We start from the raw sequence: 22,346 nt of genomic DNA, 5'->3' as shown, positions 1-22,346 counted from the left end.
ATACCCCGTAATCTTTGTTTATCTGAGTGAATCAACCGCTGCCTTCTCAACGGCAAGTCCTGCAGAATAGTTCTTGATGAACTCATCAAAGCCTTTGACATCTTTCTCGTCAGGCTCGCATGTTTCCACGCTTACATTGGTAAATACTTTATCATTCAGATACTTCTCAAGACTCTCGCCGTCCTGCTTCTGCATCATGTAACCCGCAAGGATTGCCTGTCCCCAGGGACCGCCTTCTCCTGCAGTCTCCATAAGCTTTATTGTTGTTCCCAGAGCTGCGGCCATAGTCTTGTCTCCTGCGCCTCTTACCTTGAAGAATCCGCCCTGCCCGAAGAAGAAATCGACATTAACTTTCTCTTCTTTTATGAGGATGTCATTTCCAAGCTTAAGTGCACCAAGAGCTGTATAAAGATGTGTTCTCATGAAGTTTGAAAGATTGAATACATCGTCGGGTTTTCTGACGAAAAGAGGTCTTCCTTCATTGAATCCCGTGATGCTCTCTCCTGAGAAATAGTTGTATGCAAGAAGTCCGCCGCAATCGGGATCTCCCTCCATAGCTTTTCTATAGAGCCCGCCATAGAGCTCGTCATCGCTGATATCCTGTCCGAATGTCTTTGCAAACTCTCTAAAAAGTGATACCCACGCGTTAAGATCGGAAGTACAGTTGTTACAATGTACCATGGCAACCTGCTCACCTGAAGGTGTTGTAACTATATCAAGCTCAGGATATGCCTTGGACAGATCATGCTCAAGTACAACCATTGAAAATACAGATGTTCCTGCAGAAATATTTCCTGTTCTCTTTGCAACAGAATTAGTCGCAACCATACCCGTTCCCGCATCTCCCTCGGGAGGACATACCGGCACGCCCTCTTTGAGCGTTCCTTCGGGATCGAGGAAAAGAGCTCCTTCTTTAGTAAGAACACCGGCACGCTCACCTGCACAAAGCACCTTAGGAAGGATGTCACGAATCTTGATTCCCGCACTCTTTACCTCCGAAAGATTATCAAAAGTATCGAGCATTCCTGCGTTGTAATCGCATGTCTCGGAATCTATAGGGAACATACCCGAAGCATCACCAATACCAAGAACCTTCTCACCCGTAAGCAAAAGATGTATATAACCTGCAAGAGTTGTAAAGAAAGCAATCTTTCCAACGTGCTCCTCTTTGTTAAGAATTGCCTGATACAGGTGTGCAATACTCCATCTCTGCGGAATGTGGAATCCCAAAGCATCTGTAAGTTTCTCAGAGGCCTCTTCAGTTATGGTATTTCTCCAGGTTCTGAATGGAACAAGAAGATTTCCATCCTTATCAAAAGGCATGTATCCGTGCATCATAGCGGAAACACCCATAGCACCGACTGTGGTAAGTTCCTCGCCATACTTGTTCTTCACGTCCTCTTTAAGGCCTTTATAACATGCTCTTACACCTTCTTGGATGTAGTCAAGTCCATACGTCCAGATACCGTCAACAAGCTTGTTTTCCCAGCTAAATGACCCTGATGCAAGAGAATTGTACTCTTTGTCCGTAAGAACTGCCTTGATTCTGGTAGAGCCAAACTCTATTCCCAGAAACGTACTGCCTTCGGCAATTGCCTTTTTTGCGTCACTCATAACTCCTTCTCCTTTTATCATATAATTTGTAACCCTTTATTAAATAAGTCCGCTATTTCTGGAATAATAAAACAGATACTGCTGCATTATACCGTTGTACGGAGCATATTTATCAAAACTAAATCCGTTTGGATACTTAAGCTCAAGAACCCTGTTTATCCAAACATCCTTCGGAAAGGCATCAAGTCTGTGATACCCAAATAATATCTCACAGTTTGCCACCTTAACCCCAACGCCGAACAACCCCAAAAGTCCGGTCATCAGTTCCTCATCCGAGGCATTTCCCCATTCATCAAGCGCTACCGCTCCGCTTGCCACATCAAGCGCAGCCTGCCTGACATATTTATCCCTGTAACCAAGGCTACAGGATGCGAGTTTTTCATCAGATAAACCCGCTAATTCTTCAGGTGTCGGAAAAGCATAGATCTTTTTCCCGTCACCGTCTGTGGTTATTTCCCTCGATACCGCAGCACAGAGCTTTTCGATAGAAGCTTTAATGGCCGGAATGTTTTTTCTCTGGGAAATTATAAAAGAAATAAGCATTTCCCACGGATCCTGCTTTAAGATCCTTATACCCTTGCCATACTCTGCGGCATCATACAGATACCTGTCTGTATCTTTATCTATCATTTCCCGGATCTTTCTGTAATCAAGACCGAGGTCGAAATAATCCTTCCAGAAGCTCTCATATTCATCCGGTTCGCAGTCAAGTTCATATTCATACTCGCCGCATTTTCTGATGAAAAGATGCTTGGAAGAAGCTGTAACCTCATACCCGTCGCCGTGCTCGTTAAATCTGAAGCACTGTCCGCTGTCTGCAATTTTTTTCAGATCAAAATCATCAAATATTTCTATCTTCATTATGTCTTATCCATACTGTCGAGGTATCCTCTGTCCCACAACATAATGTTAAGTTTCTGGGCAAGTTCCACTGCAGGTTGAGTAAAATACTGATTGGTCATTACAACACCGACCATCCTGCTGTAGTAATCTCTTCCCGCATATATTTCCTGAACCGCCTTAACTCCGATCGGCTTGTCGTAACACTTACACTGAACCGCGTAAGTTATACCGTCCTTCTCGGCAAGTATATCCGCTCCGAAATCTCCGCTTCCCTTTGTGACGGTTGCTTCGGCAAAACCGTTAGCTTTAAGAAGATCGGCGCAATAATACTCAAAATCATGCCCTTCCATCTCATCCATTGGAAGAGGCTTCATCCTGTATTTCTTAATATAGCTTACGATGAAAGCCGCAATCGCAATTATTGCCACTCCCACCGCTATATAAATATATATTTTCACCATAGGAATCTCCGCTTATTAAAGCTTCAAATCTCCCTCTTTTACCCATCCGAGCTTAACAACTCCGGCATGAATTACAGGAGCGATAATTGCAGGAAGTACGAATGAGATAAGTATAAGGCCGGCCCAATCAAATCCGGATATTGCTGTCTTGGCTCCGTCTGCGATATCCTGAACCCATCCGGTGTACACACCGATCTGTCCGACAAATCCGCAAGTACCCATTCCTGATGAAACAGGCGCTCCGTTCATCTTGAGCTTGAATAGACATGTAGCAAGAGGTCCCGTGATAGCCGATGTTACGATGGGTGCGATCCAGATTCTCGGATTCTTGATAATGTTACCCATCTGAAGCATTGATGTTCCGATACCCTGTGAAACAAGTCCGCCCCATTTATTTTCTTTAAAAGAGATCACTGCAAAACCTACCATCTGCGCACAGCATCCTGCTACCGCTGCACCGCCCGCAAGACCCGTAAGGCAAAGTGCCGCACAAATTGCTGCCGAAGATATAGGAAGTGTAAGTGCGATTCCTACTGTTACAGATACCAGTATTCCCATAAGGAATGGCTGAAGCTCTGTAGCCCACATGATAAGATTTCCAAACGCCATAGCTGCTTTTCCGAGAGCGGGAGCTATAAGCCATGAGAAGAAAACTCCGACACCTATTGTCACAAGAGGTGTTACCAGAATATCCACTTTTGTCTCTTTTGATACCGCTTTACCAAATTCTGCCGCGAGTATTGCAACAAACAAAACTGCAAGAGGACCGCCCGCACCACCGAGTGCATTTGCGGCAAATCCTACCGTTATCATTGAAAAAAGAACAAGTGGCGGGCAATGAAGCGCGTAGCCTATTGCCACAGACATTGCAGGACCGCTCATTGCAGAAGCAAGTCCGCCTACCGTATATTCCGTATCGGAAACTGTCGCAACAGTCTGCATAAGAAACGGAATATTAAACTGTTTGCCAAACGTATTTATGATAGTTCCTATGAGCAATGAACAAAAAAGTCCCTGCGCCATAGCCCCCAAAGCGTCAATTCCGTAACGCTTTAAAGAAATTTCAATGTCTTTCTTCTTCAGAAAATCTTTCACTTTTTCATCTCCTCCGCTATATACATAGCTTTTAAAAATCATTGCTATATATTTTACCATAATCCGCATATGGTTAAAATATCGGAAGAGTCATATATTTTTGCACAAAATACCCCCGCTGATTTAAAGCGGGGGTAATATTATTATAAACGATTTATTTATTTTTAACTACTGTTTTTGCGGATCCGTAACCTGAAAGGTCACTGTATGATATTATTGTTGCTGTTCCTGATTCTCTGTCTGCAGAGCCGAACTCAGCTTTTACTGCCTTTGCACCCTTGAATTCCTGGTTTGAAAGGTTATCTGAAACATCGTTTCCACGACTCTTATCCTTGCAAGCCTCTTCGTACGCATCAGCTTTATTCTCTGCAATAAGAAGGTTCTTCTGGAACTTATTTGAAGAATCACATGCAAACTGGACAAGGAAGCATGCACCCTTCGTGTTGTATATTGTATTGTTTGTGATTACGCAGTTCTTTGCCGCACCGGTCTTCTTAGCGTCATAACCACCGATGCTTATTCCTGCCAAACCACCATTTACTACAGTATTGTTATTCACTCTGATGTCTTCAACTACAACACCTTTATGCTCTGTTGCGATCTCGATTCCAAGATCACAATTCTCAACATAGTTATCGTAAATATCTATATCTTTTCCTCCGTCAACATATATACCGTCGGCACAAGCATCATCATATGTCACGTTTTCTTTTGAGGAAATATTATAAACCACATTATTAAAGATTTTTCCGGCTCTTGCTCTATCTCTGTCATCCTTAGTTGACTTCTCAAAGCCAATTGCATCAATACCGATGTTGTCACAGTCATGCACTTTGTTATTTGAAATCTCAAATCCTTCAACATTTCCGTTTACTACAACTGCTTCACTGTTTCCAAGGCGCAGGCCGTACACCTCACAATTTGTGATAGTAATGTTCTTTGTAGGCTCCTTTAAACTTCCGTCTACAAGAATACCATGTGCATTATAATCATCTGATTTTTTTGAATACTTACATCCCATATCATGAATCTCACAGTCCTTAATTGTAACATTCTGTGAGCCTTCATCTACGCATATACCCTTTGGAGCTACACTTCCTGAAGGTTTATTTAATGTGAAACCTCTGATTTCAAGATTTTCAATAGTTACATCCGATGCGCATACATAGATCATTGAATCATCGCTAGATGTAGGAGTGATCTTTGATCCCTCAAGCACTGCGCCATCTTCACCTACAATCGTTAACCCGTCGGTCTCTACACTGATCTGTTCCTTGTATTCCCCTTTAGGAATGATGATCGTATCCCCTTCATTCGCCTTCTCGATAGCATCTTCAATAGTTTTAGCCCCTTGCGAACCAACGCGGATAGGTTCTTTTGCATTCACGGGAACAGTCCCCATATCGCTGTAGAGCGACAGACATGCAATGAATGTACATGATGCAACTACTTTAAGAATATCTTTCATCTGCATTTCTTTTCTGTTCTCTCCTTTTCTTTTCTTTGTTGGTTGATGTATATATTATAACGGCCTCATGAGAATACTTTACCACACTTCAGTAAAAAAGTGAAGAGTTTTCTTAACATTTTTAACTTTTTCTTTGAATTGGCAGAATAGTGTGTTTTCACGCTGTTTTGCCATAGTATCTCCCGTCTTTTATCAAGTTCTGCATATTTATATTTCATAAAACGTTTACATTTGTAACTTTTTGTGTTAAAGTACTTCTGTTGTCAAAGGGAGGAAACTTACTCATGAAAAAGAGAGTATTGGCACTATGCTTAGCAATTTCTTTATCGGCGATCGGTATGGCTTGCGGAAGCAGCTCCGAGCCGGAAACGGTCGAGGTCGCAGATCCTTCGGAATATGTAACACAAAATGATACAAATAAAGATATTGCACCCGTTTCCGATGAAGCCCCTATGGACTCCACCGAAAGCGCAAATAACGATAATATTGATGAAGGTACGGACGATTCTTCAGGCAGCAAAGCATCCGACTTTGATTGCTCGGTATTTACCGCAGCAAATTATTCCGAAGTATGTGAATATGCCAAGAAGATTAAAGATCTTACAATTGCCGAAGACTGGAATGCAATCGGTGATATGATCTGCTATCCGGTAAAGAACCGTAACGGCAAAGTTATAAAGTCAAAAGAAGATTTTGTTAAATATGTTTCAGATACGGGCTTTGATAAATCTTATATCGATTCACTCAGCAAATGGTCTGTGGATGAAATATGGTTTGACAGCCATGGGGCCTGCGTTGATGACGGAAATATATGGTTCGAGGATTGCGATTCCGACGATACGGAATTTATGATTCGCTCATTCCTCGGACTATCACCACACTAAGCCAACGATATTCAAATTCATATATACATAAAAAATCAGCAACCTCAAAATCTTGGGTTGCTGATTTTATTTTACAAAGTTAATCCCCTTAAATGACTCCATCACTTTATTATCATTAGACCTACTTTTCTCATTTCTCCTCCAAAAACTCATCCTATTCCCATACATTCGTAGCACAAGCGGATCGCCTTGCTCTTTATATCATGGAACCCTTTGCTGTTTAGCCCGACAACAATAAGAATCACCGCAAGCACTATAAAAACTGCCTGCAATGGCATCTTCTTCCTGTCAATTCTTCGTATACCTATATGTATTGCATCTACGGGACAGTGCTGCATGCACTCGCCGCACTGTATACACTCTCTGTCACAGACTTTTTTTACATCCATCTTACAATTTCTTACGCACGCATCACAATGAATGCATTTTGCTTCATCAACCTGCACTCCGAAGAACGAAACCGGTTGAAAAAAAGAATATATCGCACCAAGCGGACATATAAACCTGCAAAAGCCACGATAAGCAAATATGCAGATTGTAATAATTGTTAATAATAGCACGACTTTCCAGCTAAATAAAATCCCAATAAGGGAACGCAATTTCTTTTGCATAAATGTAAGTGGAATCCCTGCCTCGAGCGTGCCTGCAGGGCATATATATTTACAAAAACCGGGCGCTGAATAAAATATGGGAATCATGACTGCAAATAGGACAAGCAAAACATATTTTATACAGGTAAGCCCTCGCGTGGTCTTACTCTTTTTAAGTTTGGGTGTAGGTATCTTGTGTAAAAATTCCTGAATCATCCCAAACGGACACAAAAAGCCGCAAATAAATCTTCCGAGAAATAATCCCATAAGTAAGAGCGTTCCAAGGATGTAGTAGGGAAATTTATATCTCGAAGAGACAAGAGCAGTCTGAAGGCTCCCAAGCGGACACGAAGCAATCGCTCCGGGGCAGGAATAACAATTCAGCCCCGGAACGCAAACTCCCTTGCTGCCACCTTTCCAGATCGTTCCGGTCGCAAAGCCTTTCACGTTACAGTTATATAAAACGGCTGTAATCAGCTGCACATAGCGTCTTGAAAACTTTTTTAAATGCTCTCCAACTTTCATGTGCCCCTCATTTCTTATCACGTCAGTTCATGCACGCATCAATTGCATCCTTGTACTCTTTGTACTGAGTATCGGCATCCTGTGCACCAAGGAATGTTTTTTCTATAACGCCGTTTTTAATAATAAGAGTGTAAGGAATGCCGTCTGTAGGATATTTTGCCCCGATAGCTCCGTCTTCATCATAAGCAATCGGGAACGTGAATCCATGATTTTCCACAAGTGCATCGACAGTTGTTTTGTCTTCCTCACAGTTTACACACAGAATCGAAAGATTTGAATACGCATCGTTCTTAAGCATCTCAAAAGCAGGCATCTCACGCATGCAAGGACCGCACCATGATGCAAAGAAATTGAGAATAACGACATCATCTTTGTGATCTGACATTTTAAACTCAGATCCGTCGACGAGCGTTGCTGTAAATTCAGGAGCCGCATCGCCCTCTTTCAATTCTCCCGCTATTTGCATATCCGAATCGTCCTGATCATCAAGACCACTTTCATCTTCTGTATTTTCAGGTACCGCATCATCAGAGGCGGCTTCAATACTTGTTTCATTCTCTGCAGACTCTTGCTCACTCGCAGCACCGCAAGCTGTTAAAGATGATAAACAAATACTAATTGCAAAAACAAAACCAAATAGCTTTTTGTATTTACTCATTATTTCGATCCTCCTTTGCTGTGTTTACTTTATCCTACATGCAGATCATTTTCAAATAAATCCTGTTCGTTTACTCCGTTACTGGAATAAAAAACTCCGTTTTCATCAGGCTCAAATGGAAGATATCCCAAGAATTCGCCACTCTTTGAATTAAATCCCATAACATTCTGCTTTATTTCACATGGATAAATTGTTTCTCCGGCCTTGGCAGTTTTAGGCGCATCTCCCGATTCATCTGTAAATGTAACATCTTTTTTCAATATCAGACCGCCGTCAGATCCCATAATAATGGGCTGAAGCTTTTCAGTCTTTTCTTCCGTTGCAAATCCGTCATCACCATATGTATAGTTCTTAGTGCCGATCCAGCTTCCAAAAATATCGTATCTCTTTGCAAGTACTATCTTATCAGCATAAATGCAATAAGTTGAAGAATCTGTTTTCTCATCGTAATTACTATCTACTCTCATATAATCATCAAGCTTATCGAGCTCTTTCATAGAACCATTGTCCCACTTATAAAGCGTTACTGTTCCGTAGTATGCATCTCCATAGTTTTCCAATATAAGATAATCCGCGCCGGTTTTATGGACAAATAACGCATCTGCGCCTCCGAACACAATATCGCCATCTGCATAAACCTCAACATCTATAACCTGCTCATTTATTTTCATCTTGCAGGTTGTATCTTTAAACTCAAAAAGAAGTGTATCCTGCTTGCCATCATTTCCAAGGTCTACTTCTTTCTTTTCATTTTCTTTTAATTGCTCATAGTAGAATTCACTGTCATTAGCAGCACTGTCTGTTGCATCTGCCGCTGAATCCGCCTCCGATGATGCACCCGTAGCATCGGATATTTCCACTTCGGATACTTCCGCTGTGCTCTCTTCTTGCTGTTCACCAATGCCAAGATTGCTCATATCGATCGGAGTACATCCGACAAAAAACATCGATACAAGCGGAATTGCCATACATACCAATTTACTCTTTTTCATTTTTTCTCCCTTTCTCCCTTAGGTGTGTTGGTTTTTTCTTACAATGCGGTGGGGAACTTTAATTCCGTTCCCTTAGGAATCACCTTATTTACCGACTTGGTAATACTAAGCGTAGCTCCATCCCATCCATAGGTAATCTTACCTTCAATACCTGATTGTGCCTTAAACTCAATTGTTGTATCGTTGATAAGCGGGTCGTACGCAAGCTGCCCTACTTCTTTTCCGTCTACAACTACTGTTATCGCAATTGAACCGCCTTCCATTCCTTCAGATATATCAAGCATACCGTTATCGCTCACATATGCATTATCCATGAAATATCTTTTTGGCAATTCGTAATTATCACCTTTTATGTCAGAAAGAGTCTTTGCCAGCATATAACAACGATTCTTCAAAAATCTTGCATCCAATTCACAATTTTGCATAGGCACCCATGAGCCTTCCTCATATTCAAGGACATCGTAGCAACGATCAAAGTCAGCTTTCCATTTTTTCTGTTCAGCCTGAATCTCTTCTTTTTTTGATGCATCGGCTTCTTCAAGAGCCCTTTTCAAAAGACTGTCAAGTTCAAGTTCCCATGTATACGGCTCAGCCCCGCTTACAGCGTTCATCTCCATCTGACTGATATCTGCGTCGAAATGATATCCGTTATAGTAATTTGCAATCTTTTCTATTCCCTCTATTTCTTCAGCAATTGATTTACTGTTCTTTATTACTTCATCAACCTTAGATTTTACAATTTCCTCATCATACTGCGATTCATCATAGTCTGCTTCGACCTCTTCTTCCTCGCCCATAATCTCTTTCCAGTTCTCTTCCCACTCATCTATAGGAACCAGGGATGCATCTTCCGTTGAAGCCTCCGGCGTTGTATATTCTGCAGAAGCATCTGCTGAAATCACTTCTTTTCCGATTGATTCAGCCGGACTTACAGCCGCGTTTGAAGCCCCTGCTCCGCAGCCCGTCACCGTCATGCATATACATGACAATATTGATGCAGATAAATATTTTTTAGTCATAATATTACTCCCATGTTGATTATGCGTATTAGTTCTGTTAGTACAGTATAATTCCAAATACTATTTTTGTCAAAATTATTTGCAAACAAAAGAGCCCTACGTGGATTTTAGGCATTTTCGCGTAGGGCTCGTCTTTTTAATTGAATTAGTTTTCTCTCTTTTCAGCTTTATATACTTTATGCACATAGGCAAAGCTTGCGACAGCTGCTACGCTTACATATCCCACCGAAATCGCCATTGCGACGGACGAGTTTTGTACTATAAATGAAGTGATAATCGTAAGAACTCCGGCAACAACAAATGCTACACCACCGAAATGATTACTCTTTCTCCAAGTAGTGTCATTATACATGCTCCAGCTTATCCTAACACCGACCGTCCCGTTGATTCGCGTTTTGGGCATGGCATTTCCCAGCCAAATAAATAGCAGCCCCATCATTATTACTGTCACTTTCCCGATATCAACCACTTGTTTCGTCGCTCCTAAGATAGCCCCTTTATATTCTCCATACAAGATAAATCCCTGCATTACCGCATACATTAAAGCCATTCCAACACCAACATAACTGATTACTTTAGCGTTAGATTTTGCTTCAGCGCATTCTTTTTCATCAGTGTTTTTTAAAGCCTTTTTCTCATAATAACCAATACATATTGCCCAGATAAGAGACATAAACAGAATCATAATCGGAAAGATGAAGTTTTCATTCTTAGAGCCCCACCGTGTAACATTTCCGGCCGCATCATAATGCATCGGAACTCTTTCAGGAATAAACTGAATCGCAACAGCTGTTCCGATTAAAGAAAAAAGAGAAATACTCCACATTAGTTTTTTCATCGCTTTCCACCTCCAAACTGTCCAATCCACAAAATCAGCTCCTCAAAAACTGTTGCGTTGATTTCGTAATAGATAAAATTTTTCTGCTTATACTCCATGATTAGGTCTGCTCCTTTAAGAAGCTTTAAATGATAAGACAACGCCGCCGGAGTTATTTCAAGTTTTTCCGCAATCTCTCCGGCATTCATCCTGCCATCCTTTAGCATCACAAGAATATCTCGACGCTGCTTATCGGCAAGCACCTTAAATATATTTGTTTCACCCATAAATATACTCACTCTCACATGCTATTTAAAATTTTTTTTAAATACTATAGCAATAGTATGACCACGCCATCTCTTCGTCAAGAGCTATTTAAAATATTTTTTAAATACCAGCAACAGATCTTCCGTCCGCTCCCAGCATCAATATAACAACGTTCTCGTTACGATAGATTGATAATCGCCATTCCGACTGATACACTTAAAGTGCAAAAGGGAGGCGGTACACATGGATAAAATGAAAAACGGTACTCTAATCAAAGAAGCAAGAATAAAAAAGAACTATACACAAAGTGAGTTAGGCGATTTACTTGGCGTCAGTAACAAAGCTGTTTCGAGATGGGAAAAAGGAGAAAGTTTTCCTGATGTTGGATTGTTGGAAAACCTGGCAACTACTCTTGATCTACGAATTCAAGAAATTGTTACCGGAATCAAAGACGAACACGATGAAGCTGCATTGATTGAGATTGTCAGAGCTGCAAAGCTTCAACAACGCGAGAATAAAATGAAAAATATCAGGCACTGTTTACAAATCGTGCCCCTTCTTTGTTGCATATTATCCGGATTTTCGGCGCTAGGAAATAACAGCTTTATCTTTGACAGTAAACCTACTTGGGAATATGTACTATTTATGGTAATTACATTTATCACGGTAGTGATCGTCTACTTCTCAAATCAACAATCACATGACAATTTAAATAAGTTTTCCACAATTTCAAAGCTACTTTCAACGCTAACTCTTTTGGGCAGCGTTTTATCAGCGTGGATTATTATGCTAAAGACCGCAAATGGCTCAATCCCTTTCGGAATAGATCCATCATCAATAGGGCCATTTATGAATAACATCTTAGTAATAACGTTCACTGTAAACCTGATATTACTGATCATCCAAATGTATAGATACGAAAAGCATGACGAAGCTGTCCATTGGGGATGGTTTATTTCCATCGCCGCAATTTATCTTACTACGTTATACGGAGATTGTATGCATAACATGAACACTTTCCAAGGTATGATAAAAGATCTTATCATTAGAACCGCAATTGTAACTATTGCTACAGGGATTTCAAAGATATTTATTTCCATAGTGAGAGCATCTAATAATCATTTTTTATAATCGAAACCCGCCTATATTTATGTAACTATTATTTTTTATGTTGACAATTAAGTCTAACTTCTTTAAGATATGAATCAAGAAATGGGTTTTTTACCGTACGTGTCGCTATCGACAGCCAAGCGGGTTGCTCGTTTCTTTTTTTATGTTTATAAGATCATAAAGATACTTCTTACCATTTTGATCGTGTCTAATAATCAGATAAATATGGAAAACATTGTATCTTTCAATTTCACCATTATCTTCATAAACAGGTAATGCAAATCGTGATTCAAAACGATACCAACCTTTAGCTGCATCAATTGCATGCTTCCGTTTCTTATTTTCTGTATAACAGCCATTAAAGGCAATTTCAATCATCTCACCAAGCCCCTGCGCTGCATTAGCTTTTGCTTTGGCATAAGCACCTTTCAAAGAATTGGAATACTCTGAGTGCGCATATTCATCTGGAAGATCTTTGCCAAAATAAACAACGTCGTTTATCTCTGCATTTTTATAAACATCTCCAACATGATCCTTTAAATACTCTTCAACATAATCCCAATCAATTGACCTTTTCCCTTTAAAAATAATGTCATTTATTACAACAATGTTGTTTCCATTTGCATCCTTTATTACAGACACGTTTCTTTCTCTACTACTTTTCCCCATAATTTTCCTTATCTCTCATAATAATTTCAGCCAAAGCTTTTATTGCTTTGTTCTGTTTTTTATCCTTATGGATTAAAACCTGTGAATATATGGGAAAATCTTCTCCCTTCCACGTAAGACGCTTGAGTTTGCCTGTTTTTATTTCATTTTCCGAAGTAATATCCGGTATAAACGCTACGCCTAATCCGTTGATTGCAAATTGTTTCAATATTTCTTTACTGCTTGTTTCCAGAACTATATTCGGAGAAATTTCATGCCTATCAAGATCAGAAATCAACATATGTCTAAAATTACAGTTATGCCCAGTCAATAAAAGCGGAACATTCTTTAGATCTTTTTCTCGAATAGTTTTATCTACAACAGGATTTGTTGGTGATGCGTAAAAGCCCAGACTTTCCCGTTTCTTATGCAGAATTTTAACCCTTTCATCCTCAATTAGCGGGTTTAGAGTATATACCATATCAAGCTCTCCCTTCTGAAGAAGCTCGGGAATATCATCATGTGTAACAAACTGTATCCTAATTTCTGTTCGTGGATTATTCTTGGTATACTCCATCAAAATTCGTGGGAATCTACTTACACAAAGAGACTCAGATACGCCCAATTTCAATACGCCTGCAGGATTTTCTTCATCTGTTACATCAAGACGAATTTCTCTCTCTAACTGAAGCATCTTCTCTGCATATGCTATTAGACGTTCCCCCGACGAAGTGATTGAAATAGTTTTCCCAAGACGCTCAAACAACACACATCCCAGTTCATCCTCCAACTGCTTAATCTGCGTTGTAACAGTAGACTGCGCATACCCCAGGCTACTTGCCGCCGCAGAAAAACTTTTCATTTCTGATATTTTCAAAAAAGTACTTAACTGTGTAATTGTCATACTCAATCTCCATATTAAATAATTTACGAGAATATATACTCCTTGACACATATGATACTTCGTTATAATGTAGCATCATAGAAATGTGGTTTTGTGCCGTACGGTTTAATACCTATGCGGGGTACTACGTTTCTTTTTTTATGTCTATTACATGATTGTTTCAATCTGAATTACTCTTTGTCCTTTTTCATTTATTACTATTAATGCTATACATTTCCAATCATTCAATATATTTGAATTATATAATTATTTATTTCAATTTTACTGATATCAAATCCAATGATATTATACGGTCATATCCAATTAAGCGCAAGGAGGTTTTCTTATGAATGAACTATGTAAAATAATTAAAGATACAGTAAAGCCAAACTTTTTAAATATTCGCACTTCCATACGTACCTATGACAGAGACGCCCTATGCTGCGGAGCTCCTTGCTGGAGATGGGCATATCACGCTCTTCACTCAGCCGACAAATGGTTTATCAATCCATTCGTTTACGAAGAGCCTATCTTCCACGAAAACGGAATGGACAATCCCGAAAATCCGACAAGCGTTATTTTATCCGATGCCCAGCTCCTGTCATATCTTGATCTGATAGAAAAGAAAACCATGAATTATCTGGATTCCCTTACGGATAATATGCTCTATGAAAAACCGGAAAACTGCATCTATACCCGTATGGAACTTGTACTTCGCCAATACAGACACCTCTCCTTCCATACCGGAATGTTAAATGGACAAACTGCTGTAGCCACCGATAAATTCCCCATATGGATCTCAGAAACAGATCAATTTGTTGACGACGGTATTTTGTTTGGACGCTACCGCAAAGGCAAGTTATCTCTATAAATTAATCTCATCCTGCTTCTTTTTAAAAAAAGTTCCACTCAAAAGAATTCTTTTTCTTCTGAGTGGAACTGACTTACATATACACGTATCGGAATATCTATGTTTTTTCACAATTTTAATATTGCAATAAGCTCTTCGCCGTCCTTATCTCCGTTTTCTTTGAAGCCACTGTATTCTCTGGCTCATACAAAAGCCAGCAATACTCTGCCTCGCCGCACGGATACGTTCTTATAAACTCTAATGCCAGCTTTACAGCTTCTTTTCCATATCCATTTCCTGTTATCGCCGTATAAGCCTCGATAATACTAACATCATTAGATGCCACAAAACTTTTCTGATCTTCCGAAACTTGTAATTTCAAAAGATCCCAAACATTTTTTCCATTCACTTTTTCAAGTCGTATCATATCATGCCTCACTCTTTACACAGCATCCTCTTTAAGAACCTCAATGATATTGTCGTTCTTAATCTTGTTTACACTAAGCGCCATGCTGATTCCAAGAATTCCAAATACCGAAGCCGTAACCGCGCCATACATGACCGGATCCGGATTAAAGATGAACAGATTCGAATTAAACGTGCTATACATAAAATAGCTCAGCAAAAGAGATATCGGAATTCCCAGTATAAGTGCCCTAATTCCGTAAAGAAGTGTTTCTAGTCTTATCATCTTCTTAAATCCGCTATTTTCAAGGCCCACCGACTTATACATGGCAAACTCTTTTCTCCTAAAGAGCATTCCGGTTGAAATCGTATTTACTATATTTGCAATCGCAATAAGCGTAAGGAGAATCGTAAAGCCATACATTGCAGTTTTCAGTATAAGCGTGACCGTATCAAATATCTGTAATGAATCCGCAATATCAGCGCAATAATAGTTGTGATATCCATAATTTTCCAAAATAGAATATATCTTGTCATGGACTTCTTTATGCTTCGAGGTTTCAACCCCCAGATCAACCGTAAGCTTATCTTCGGGAAGCACTTCTTTTGCCTTGTCATAGTACATGGATGCGGGTACAAACACCTCAATGCCATTCTTAGGTGCCAGGTTTAAAATGCGATTGTTTTCGTCATATTTGACTAATCCCGAAATCTCTATGGCCGGAGGATTCCCCATCGCATTATCGTAGTGAAGGACCTGCCCTATTATCCCGTCATTAAATACTTCACTGGACTTTCTCTCGTGAAAAAAATCATTTAACAACACTCCGCGCAATGTATCGCCATAGTAAGCACTTTTATCCAGGCCATTATCTTCAAGTATCCTGTCAAAGTCCTTATCATCCACTATGCATACAGCCATTCCAGCGAGGCTTATATCCGCAAATCCGGGTAAAAGAAATTTTGGATCTGCAATATCTGTATTGGCAAGCTCGGTGGTTGAATCCGGAGCTTTATTAAACCAAAACTGGATCATACTTGCACTGTACACATTATCTACTCCCTCTATCTTGCTAATGTCACTTCGAAGCCTGTCACTCTCCGAAAGCGAACATGATGCCACGATCTGATAAGGGATATCGATTTCAAACTTATTGGCTCTTGCTAAGGAATTGCAAAAAAAGTTTGTTGTCAGGAACAAAATTACTGAAACCGCTAAGGTTGCGGTTATAACTTTACCTTTTACACCGTTCCTTTTTAAGTTTTTGTAAGCCAGCTCGCCTTCATATCCAAAGATTTTTCCTATCAAGGGATTTACGCGAAGGCTCCTTGCTTTAACTTTCACCACATTGTTTTGGCGCAGAGCTTCAATCGGCATAACTTTTGACGCCTTGATTGCCGGAATAAATGATGAAACAAATATTGTGAGTGCCGCAAAAAATACGATGGCAGCTATTACATAGTGATTGCATACTACAGGAATGCCACCGCTCATACCTTCAGCACCGGCCAGTAAATCCGCCTCGAGTATCTTTTTTCCAAGAACCGCCAAAGTCATCTTCGTACCGATATAGCCAAGCAAAAGCCCTAAAGGGATCCCTATTCCACCTAGAACAATTCCCTCGTAGTATATTGAAAATCTCTTTTGCTTAGATGTAGCTCCGACACTTGCCAGCATTCCAAGATAGCGCATTCTCTCTGTGAGGGACATTCCTATGGAATTGAATATTAAGATAATTGATGTAGCTATGACTATTGCAAGGGCAACAGCCATCATGGCAAAAAATGCCTTGTATGAACCGCTACTGTCTTCAAACGCAAAGCAACTAATTAGATACTCTGTATTATATTCACACTTGTCGATTCCATATTCTGCTGTAATGCTGTTAAGTTGCTTAATCGCTGTATGATCGCATTTCTTAAGTAAAATCAGCACTTGAGCTTTTTCAGGAAAATAGTCATCATCCATTCCTCGCAGAATGTCCCAATTACCGGTCGGCCTGTTCCCATGAAGAATTGCTGTTACTGTACAGGTTTCTGTTGACTCAGCCTTAAACTGTTCGTCCGACCTGTAATTACCTGCCAGATAAGCAAAATCTTCAAGCCCGTTATCAATATACCTGTATCCCTGATCAAAGGTAAGAGAATCACCTATCTTAAGATCATCCAGGCCATTATCAATTAGAAACTGCTCTTCAACCGCTATTTCAGAAGAATTTTTAGGGAGCACTCCGTCATAATCCGCTACTACTCCCATGGATAAATAGCCATTATCCACATGATCGATATTTCCAATTCGGAATCTGTCTTCTTTATCATTTAAAAGTCTGACGCCGGTTATTTTTTCTTCTGCATCACAAATTCCTACCGAAGCTATCCTTTTATCTTCTTTCAAAGAAACATACTGCTCATGCGTAATCTCACTAAACCGCGCATGTACATTTCCTTCTGTCTGTATTGCCAGAAGCCCAAAGAACTTAAAGAAAGAAAAAACGCCCAGAACAATAGCACTTATAAGTGCCGTAGATGCTGCAATTCCAAGAATTGTAACGATGGATCTTTTCTTGTTTCCAAGAAGGTGTCTTAATGTCAGGGTTGATATAATATTCATGACACCATCACCCCTTCCTTCTTACTGTCGCGTGTGATCTTACCATCTTCGATCGTGATGACTCTGTCAGCAGAAAGAGCTATTCTCTCATCATGAGTTATGATGATAACAGTCTGATTATTTTCTTTATTGAACTTGCGAAGCAGTGCTATGATTTCCTTACTGTTCTCTGAATCCAGGTTACCTGTAGGCTCATCAGCAAGAAGCAGCGCAGGATGATTCATAAGCGCCCTTCCTATAGACACTCTCTGTTGCTGGCCTCCTGAGAGCTGATTCGGAAGATGAGATAATCTTTCTTTTAATCCAAGCTTTTCAACCAGATCGTTAAGAAGCTTTTTATCAGCCTTTTTTCCATCCAGTAAAATTGGAAGTGTCATATTCTCTTCTACGTTCAGGATAGGAATAAGATTATAAAACTGATAGATAAGACCTATATTTCTTCTGCGAAAGATTGCAAGCTTGGTCTCATCAAGCTTGCCGATATCTGTCCCTGCGATAGTGCAAGTACCCGATGTAGGAACATCCACTCCTCCAAGGATGTGAAGAAGTGTTGATTTTCCTGAACCGGAAGGTCCTACTATTGCCACAAACTCTCCCTGCTCTATATCAAAAGAGACATCTTTAAGAGCGTCAACTCTTGTCTCCCCTGTTCCATATACTTTACAAAGGTTTCTGATTTCCAGAATGTTCATTTTTCTTTTGTCTCCCTTCTCATGCAAAAAACATGTCGAATATCTTATTCATGAGAATAGAATATAGCTTCCATCTTACAATCAAGTGACTATACAATTACAGATTTGTCATTTTAGATAAGTGTTTTGTAAAATCTCAAACAGAACCTCGTTCCCACACCTTCCGTGCTTTCTACGACAATATCTCCGCGCTGTCCCGTAATGATTGTCTTTGCAAGAGCAAGTCCTATGCCAACACTGTCTTTTCCTGCATTTTTCCCTTTATAGAAACGTTCAAAAACATGCGGCAGATCTTCTTCCGCTATTCCGCAGCCCGTATCTTCAACGGATATCTCCTTATAGATGTTTGTGTCGGATGTTTTTATTGAAAGCATGCCGCCGCTCTCCATATGTTCGATGCAGTTTTTCACAATATTCTGAATGGCTTCTATGGTCCAGTTTTTATCGCACTTAACAGACATATTAAAAACGTCGTGTGTATAGCTTATATTCTTAAGCTCCATCTGTATCTCAAAAGGTTTTATGACTTCTCTGATAAGTTCGTCAACTTCTGTTTCTTCAGGCTTCATGATTATTGTTCCGGCATCGATCTTAGATAGCTTTAAAAGAGTCTGGATCAGCCAGTTCATCCTATCCAACTGATTTGATTGTGTCGTAAGAAATTCATCGCGCTTATTCTTATCATCCTCAATTTCGAGCAGATCGTTCATTACTATCATGGACGTAAGCGGAGTTTTTAACTGATGACTTATATCCGCAATGGCATCTGCCAGCGCCACTTTGTCTTTTGCCAAAAGATCTTTCTGGTAGCTGAGCGTAGATGTGGTTTTATAGATGTTCGTTTTAAGAAGCGACAGCTCTCCTTCTTCCTGATCGAGGATCCCCACTGTTTCATCTCCCTCAAGAACTCTTACCAAGTACGAATTGAGTTTGTCTATATCGTTATACCTGCGTTTTGTGAAAAAAATAAATCCGCTCCCCAAAGCAATTCCCAATATCACCAATAAAATAAAAGCGGCTATGCCACATAAAACATATCCGCATACAGACGCAGCAACCGTAAATACAGCTGCTGCACAGATCATATATCCGATTTCCTTATTTTTCAGCATATCAAATGCCTCCCAATCGCTGTACGACTCTCTATATTCATTCTAAGCCCGAAAAAAATTTGTTAGCTTTTTTTATTTCTACAAAAAAACTGATGTAATACACTACCGCACCGATAACATAGGATGCAAGAATTTAGTAGTGCATTTCTTATGTCCATAGAGAAGTTATAAACATTGGCGAAGCATCATCACTTTTCTCAAACCCACAGTTTTGGTAAAAATGCATTTCTTTGTCATAGGCAATTACTGCTATTCTAAGATAGCTATGATACTTCTCTTTAATCATATCGATCAGTGTTCTGCCAATCTTTTGATTATGGTATTCAGGATTCACCAACAGATAATGCACATATGCATTCATTATTCCATCATCCATAGCACATACCATCCCAACCAGTTTATCCCCGTCATAAGCAGAAAAGACGGTATTAAAGTTTTTCATTGCGATACATAATTTCTCCGGATAATGACCTGATGACCAGTTAACTGAAAGAAATAATTCTTCCAATTCATTTTTAGTAAAATCATGTTTATCTGTATATTTGATGTTCAACGTTGCCTCCTAAATCAGTTCCATTTCAGATTCCATCTTAACAAAGCCATATTTCTCATATAGAGGTCGCCCCATTTCTGTCGCCTCGCATTCTCATGATTACCTCCTATGCGACATCTGTTTATCCAGATTGTCACAACAAAGATATTGTATACAATGCTATAAGCACGCGTAAATACTAATATAATTATATTCCGGGCATCCCGGCTGTCTGCTATCTTCAGATTTGTCACATGAAATCCATAGTGTTCTTGCACCCACTCCACAATCTCTTTGTACGTCGCCTTAGCCTCTGCACTTGTGAGATCAAGCTCGTCCATATCTACCTTTACGTTGATATGATGCTTAGCCTCATGAAGTTTGGACAATAAACATACAGTTTCGACTGTCGTCCGACTGAGCAACCGAATTTCCATCACAATAGCAACTACTGATTATTACTTATCTGCCTTCGGTTCATATCAATCATTCAAATAATCAGGATCGATTCTGACCATCTCAGCAAGCGCTTTGTTTCTGTAATTCATGTCGTCACGAAGCGTAAATCCCTGTGATTCCCAAAAAGCATTGCCTTTTTCATTCTTTTTAAATGCTACAAGCAAAACTTTATTAATTCCTTCTTCTTTCAGAGCCGTGAGTGCCAGATTTACCAACTCTGTGCCTATACCCATACGTCTGCAATCAGGGGATACACAGGCATGCTGTATGATACCGCGCCTTCCGTCATGCCCACAGAGAATTACTCCAACGACCTTTTCGTCAATTATCGCGACAAAGGATGTTCCCGGATTTCTTTTTAAATATTTATCGATGCCCTCTCTGGAATCATCCTTATCATTAAGCCCGTTCCCGCATTTGATCCAAAGGGCATAAGCAGCTTCATAATCATCTATGTTCATTATCCTGTAAATCGGCATTTCTAAAACACTCCTCCCCTCTTAGTCTTTAATCACTTAGCTGTTCTAGTCCGGTTTAGTTTTGCTCCTTGAGCATTTTCTTTACCGCCTTATCAAAATCTGATTCAATAGGCTGAGTCTTGTTAAATATCTCATATTCAGCATTTGCCTTATCCATCGCCTGCTTATGAGATATTCTTCCATTATCATTAAGAATCTTGTACTGACGGAATTCAAGAAAAGCATTTACGCTCTTTTCAAACTCTTCCATCGTGAATACATTCTCACGCTCAATCAGATCCTCGATATAATCAAAATATCCTGTGACCGCACGTTCCAGCCTGCGAATCTGCTTCTCCTCCAGATAATTCTTTGCAATCGAAACATCTGATTTCAGTATTCTGCCATCCGGAGCATTCTTCCAGGTTGTAAGTCCCATATGCTCTTTCTCATGATCTGCTGATTCATATACTATCTCTGCAGCGGTATGATTTGTGATCGCATAATGAAACTTGTTCTGTATCGTTGCATAAAAATGATAAGCCACTTCGGAATCCTTTGTGTAATCAATGCTACACTCAGCAAAAATATCTGTAATCTGCTGCCAGATACGCCGTTCGCTGGCTCGGATTGAACGAACACGCTCCAATAACTCGCGGAAGTAATCTTTTCCGAAAGCAGTTTTCCCTTGCTTCAGACGGTCGTCATCCAGAACAAAACCTTTTGTCATGTATTCCTTAAGAACGGTAGTTGCCCAGATGCGAAATTTAGTTGCTTTAATTGAATTTACACGATATCCAACAGAAATAATTGCGTCCAGATTATAGAAAACCGGCGTTCTCTTTACATCCCTGTTTCCTTCTCTTTGAACTATTTCCATTTTGGAAATAGTTGCCTCCTTCACCAATTCACCTTCATCGTATATATTCGAAAGGTGCTTCGATATGTCAGGCACTTTGACACCAAAAAGCTCTGCCATCGCCTTCTGTGTTATCCAGATACTTTCATCTTTAATATATGCATCAACAGAAACATCCCCTTCATCGGAATGATAGAGAACCATTTCCATCTGCTTATCAAAATCTCTCATAAAAGTTTCTCCCCCTTTACCTTCATCAGTTCTTCATATTTCAACTGATAGGCAATAAGCCTCGGAATATACTCCGGAGGAGTTCTTCGCCCCGCCTCCCAGTCTTCCAATGTACGAACAGGGATACCCGTATGCTCTGAAAACTCTTTACGTGACATCCCTGTGCTTTCTCTCAAGTCTCTTATCGATTTGGCTATATCCATATCATCACCTCGCATTGCGTGCTTGTGATCGTAGTATATCACGTAACGCTAGTTATCGCA

General features: G+C 40.0%; 24 protein-coding genes and 1 pseudogene. 3 read left to right on the top strand and 22 right to left on the bottom strand.

Annotated features, from left to right (window positions below):
• Window positions 1–18: 18 nt before the first annotated feature.
• The 5 genes from G628_RS0108370 to G628_RS16870 all read right to left on the bottom strand — a co-directional run bounded on the left by G628_RS0108370 (window position 19) and on the right by G628_RS16870 (window position 5,487).
• Entirely contained in the window at window positions 19–1,614 is a 1,596-nt protein-coding gene (locus G628_RS0108370) for a xylulokinase (RefSeq protein WP_027208922.1), read from the bottom strand.
• Window positions 1,615–1,653: 39 nt separating this feature from the next.
• Window positions 1,654–2,475 (bottom strand): DNA-3-methyladenine glycosylase family protein, encoded by an 822-nt coding sequence (locus tag G628_RS0108365; protein ID WP_051199103.1) that lies wholly within the window; start codon window positions 2,473–2,475, stop codon window positions 1,654–1,656.
• The gene (locus tag G628_RS0108360; RefSeq protein WP_026656404.1) at window positions 2,475–2,918 is read right to left on the bottom strand and encodes a restriction endonuclease; all 444 of its coding nucleotides are present in this window, start codon (window positions 2,916–2,918) and stop codon (window positions 2,475–2,477) included. Before G628_RS0108360 ends, G628_RS0108365 begins: the two co-directional genes overlap by 1 nt.
• A gap of 15 nt (window positions 2,919–2,933) precedes the next feature.
• The gene (locus G628_RS0108355; protein ID WP_051199113.1) at window positions 2,934–4,055 is read right to left on the bottom strand and encodes a PTS transporter subunit IIC; all 1,122 of its coding nucleotides are present in this window, start codon (window positions 4,053–4,055) and stop codon (window positions 2,934–2,936) included.
• A gap of 112 nt (window positions 4,056–4,167) precedes the next feature.
• Window positions 4,168–5,487, bottom strand: coding sequence for a right-handed parallel beta-helix repeat-containing protein (locus G628_RS16870; RefSeq protein ID WP_034500730.1), 1,320 nt, complete (start codon window positions 5,485–5,487; stop codon window positions 4,168–4,170).
• A gap of 278 nt (window positions 5,488–5,765) precedes the next feature.
• Here G628_RS16870 and G628_RS0108340 point away from each other — a divergent pair, with 278 nt between their 5' ends.
• Entirely contained in the window at window positions 5,766–6,365 is a 600-nt protein-coding gene (locus G628_RS0108340) for a hypothetical protein (RefSeq protein ID WP_027208920.1), read from the top strand.
• A gap of 149 nt (window positions 6,366–6,514) precedes the next feature.
• Here the strand turns inward: G628_RS0108340 and G628_RS16865 are convergent, their stop codons facing one another.
• The 6 genes from G628_RS16865 to G628_RS0108310 form a co-directional block, all read right to left on the bottom strand.
• Window positions 6,515–7,480 (bottom strand): 4Fe-4S binding protein, encoded by a 966-nt coding sequence (locus G628_RS16865; protein ID WP_081670621.1) that lies wholly within the window; start codon window positions 7,478–7,480, stop codon window positions 6,515–6,517.
• A gap of 22 nt (window positions 7,481–7,502) precedes the next feature.
• On the bottom strand, window positions 7,503–8,138 hold the full coding sequence (locus tag G628_RS16860) for a TlpA family protein disulfide reductase (protein WP_051199102.1): 636 nt from the start codon (window positions 8,136–8,138) through the stop codon (window positions 7,503–7,505).
• A 29-nt stretch (window positions 8,139–8,167) separates the two neighbouring features.
• Window positions 8,168–9,130 (bottom strand): hypothetical protein, encoded by a 963-nt coding sequence (locus G628_RS0108325; protein WP_027208919.1) that lies wholly within the window; start codon window positions 9,128–9,130, stop codon window positions 8,168–8,170.
• 38 nt (window positions 9,131–9,168) lie between these two features.
• Window positions 9,169–10,149, bottom strand: a complete 981-nt coding sequence (locus tag G628_RS0108320; protein WP_026668111.1) for a lysozyme inhibitor LprI family protein — start codon at window positions 10,147–10,149, stop codon at window positions 9,169–9,171.
• A 145-nt stretch (window positions 10,150–10,294) separates the two neighbouring features.
• Entirely contained in the window at window positions 10,295–10,987 is a 693-nt protein-coding gene (locus G628_RS0108315) for an SdpI family protein (protein ID WP_027208918.1), read from the bottom strand.
• On the bottom strand, window positions 10,984–11,253 hold the full coding sequence (locus G628_RS0108310) for an autorepressor SdpR family transcription factor (protein WP_027208917.1): 270 nt from the start codon (window positions 11,251–11,253) through the stop codon (window positions 10,984–10,986). Before G628_RS0108310 ends, G628_RS0108315 begins: the two co-directional genes overlap by 4 nt.
• A 223-nt stretch (window positions 11,254–11,476) precedes the next feature.
• On the opposite strand from G628_RS0108310, the gene G628_RS18125 reads away from it, so the two are divergent.
• Window positions 11,477–12,364 carry a helix-turn-helix domain-containing protein gene (locus tag G628_RS18125; RefSeq protein WP_051199101.1) on the top strand — a complete coding sequence of 296 codons (888 nt, stop codon included), beginning with the start codon at window positions 11,477–11,479 and terminating at the stop codon, window positions 12,362–12,364.
• Between the two features lie 105 nt (window positions 12,365–12,469).
• Here the strand turns inward: G628_RS18125 and G628_RS0108300 are convergent, their stop codons facing one another.
• Complete coding sequence (locus tag G628_RS0108300; RefSeq protein ID WP_034462134.1) at window positions 12,470–13,012, bottom strand: hypothetical protein; 543 nt, start codon at window positions 13,010–13,012, stop codon at window positions 12,470–12,472.
• Window positions 12,999–13,895: a LysR family transcriptional regulator gene (locus G628_RS0108295; protein WP_026667260.1), complete on the bottom strand. Its 897-nt coding sequence runs from the start codon at window positions 13,893–13,895 to the stop codon at window positions 12,999–13,001. Before G628_RS0108295 ends, G628_RS0108300 begins: the two co-directional genes overlap by 14 nt.
• A gap of 325 nt (window positions 13,896–14,220) precedes the next feature.
• Here G628_RS0108295 and G628_RS0108290 point away from each other — a divergent pair, with 325 nt between their 5' ends.
• Window positions 14,221–14,745, top strand: coding sequence for a hypothetical protein (locus G628_RS0108290; protein WP_026656394.1), 525 nt, complete (start codon window positions 14,221–14,223; stop codon window positions 14,743–14,745).
• A gap of 115 nt (window positions 14,746–14,860) precedes the next feature.
• Here the strand turns inward: G628_RS0108290 and G628_RS16850 are convergent, their stop codons facing one another.
• The 9 genes and pseudogenes from G628_RS16850 to G628_RS0108245 all read right to left on the bottom strand — a co-directional run bounded on the left by G628_RS16850 (window position 14,861) and on the right by G628_RS0108245 (window position 22,286).
• Window positions 14,861–15,151: a hypothetical protein gene (locus G628_RS16850; RefSeq protein ID WP_051199100.1), complete on the bottom strand. Its 291-nt coding sequence runs from the start codon at window positions 15,149–15,151 to the stop codon at window positions 14,861–14,863.
• A gap of 15 nt (window positions 15,152–15,166) precedes the next feature.
• Window positions 15,167–17,740, bottom strand: coding sequence for an ABC transporter permease (locus tag G628_RS0108280; RefSeq protein WP_027208916.1), 2,574 nt, complete (start codon window positions 17,738–17,740; stop codon window positions 15,167–15,169).
• Window positions 17,737–18,432, bottom strand: coding sequence for an ABC transporter ATP-binding protein (locus G628_RS0108275; protein ID WP_026656391.1), 696 nt, complete (start codon window positions 18,430–18,432; stop codon window positions 17,737–17,739). Before G628_RS0108275 ends, G628_RS0108280 begins: the two co-directional genes overlap by 4 nt.
• Before the next feature lie 113 nt (window positions 18,433–18,545).
• Window positions 18,546–19,544 carry a sensor histidine kinase gene (locus G628_RS0108270; RefSeq protein ID WP_027208915.1) on the bottom strand — a complete coding sequence of 333 codons (999 nt, stop codon included), beginning with the start codon at window positions 19,542–19,544 and terminating at the stop codon, window positions 18,546–18,548.
• Between the two features lie 148 nt (window positions 19,545–19,692).
• On the bottom strand, window positions 19,693–20,097 hold the full coding sequence (locus G628_RS0108265; protein WP_027208914.1) for a GNAT family N-acetyltransferase: 405 nt from the start codon (window positions 20,095–20,097) through the stop codon (window positions 19,693–19,695).
• 9 nt (window positions 20,098–20,106) lie between these two features.
• Window positions 20,107–20,184 (bottom strand): annotated as a pseudogene (locus G628_RS19335) (GNAT family N-acetyltransferase); the annotation flags it as partial.
• Between the two features lie 374 nt (window positions 20,185–20,558).
• A complete protein-coding gene (locus tag G628_RS0108255) occupies window positions 20,559–21,014 on the bottom strand; it encodes a GNAT family N-acetyltransferase (RefSeq protein WP_027208913.1) in 456 nt (151 codons plus the stop codon).
• Between the two features lie 55 nt (window positions 21,015–21,069).
• On the bottom strand, window positions 21,070–22,083 hold the full coding sequence (locus G628_RS0108250; RefSeq protein ID WP_027208912.1) for a virulence RhuM family protein: 1,014 nt from the start codon (window positions 22,081–22,083) through the stop codon (window positions 21,070–21,072).
• A complete protein-coding gene (locus tag G628_RS0108245; protein ID WP_026667264.1) occupies window positions 22,080–22,286 on the bottom strand; it encodes a helix-turn-helix domain-containing protein in 207 nt (68 codons plus the stop codon). Before G628_RS0108245 ends, G628_RS0108250 begins: the two co-directional genes overlap by 4 nt.
• Window positions 22,287–22,346 lie beyond the last annotated feature (60 nt).

It is taken from the genome of Butyrivibrio hungatei NK4A153 (assembly GCF_000424465.1).
In the GTDB taxonomy this organism is placed as follows: domain Bacteria; phylum Bacillota; class Clostridia; order Lachnospirales; family Lachnospiraceae; genus Butyrivibrio; species Butyrivibrio hungatei_A.
The sequence above is the reverse complement of the archived record's forward strand: the minus strand, read 5'-3'. Positions and strand labels throughout refer to the sequence as shown.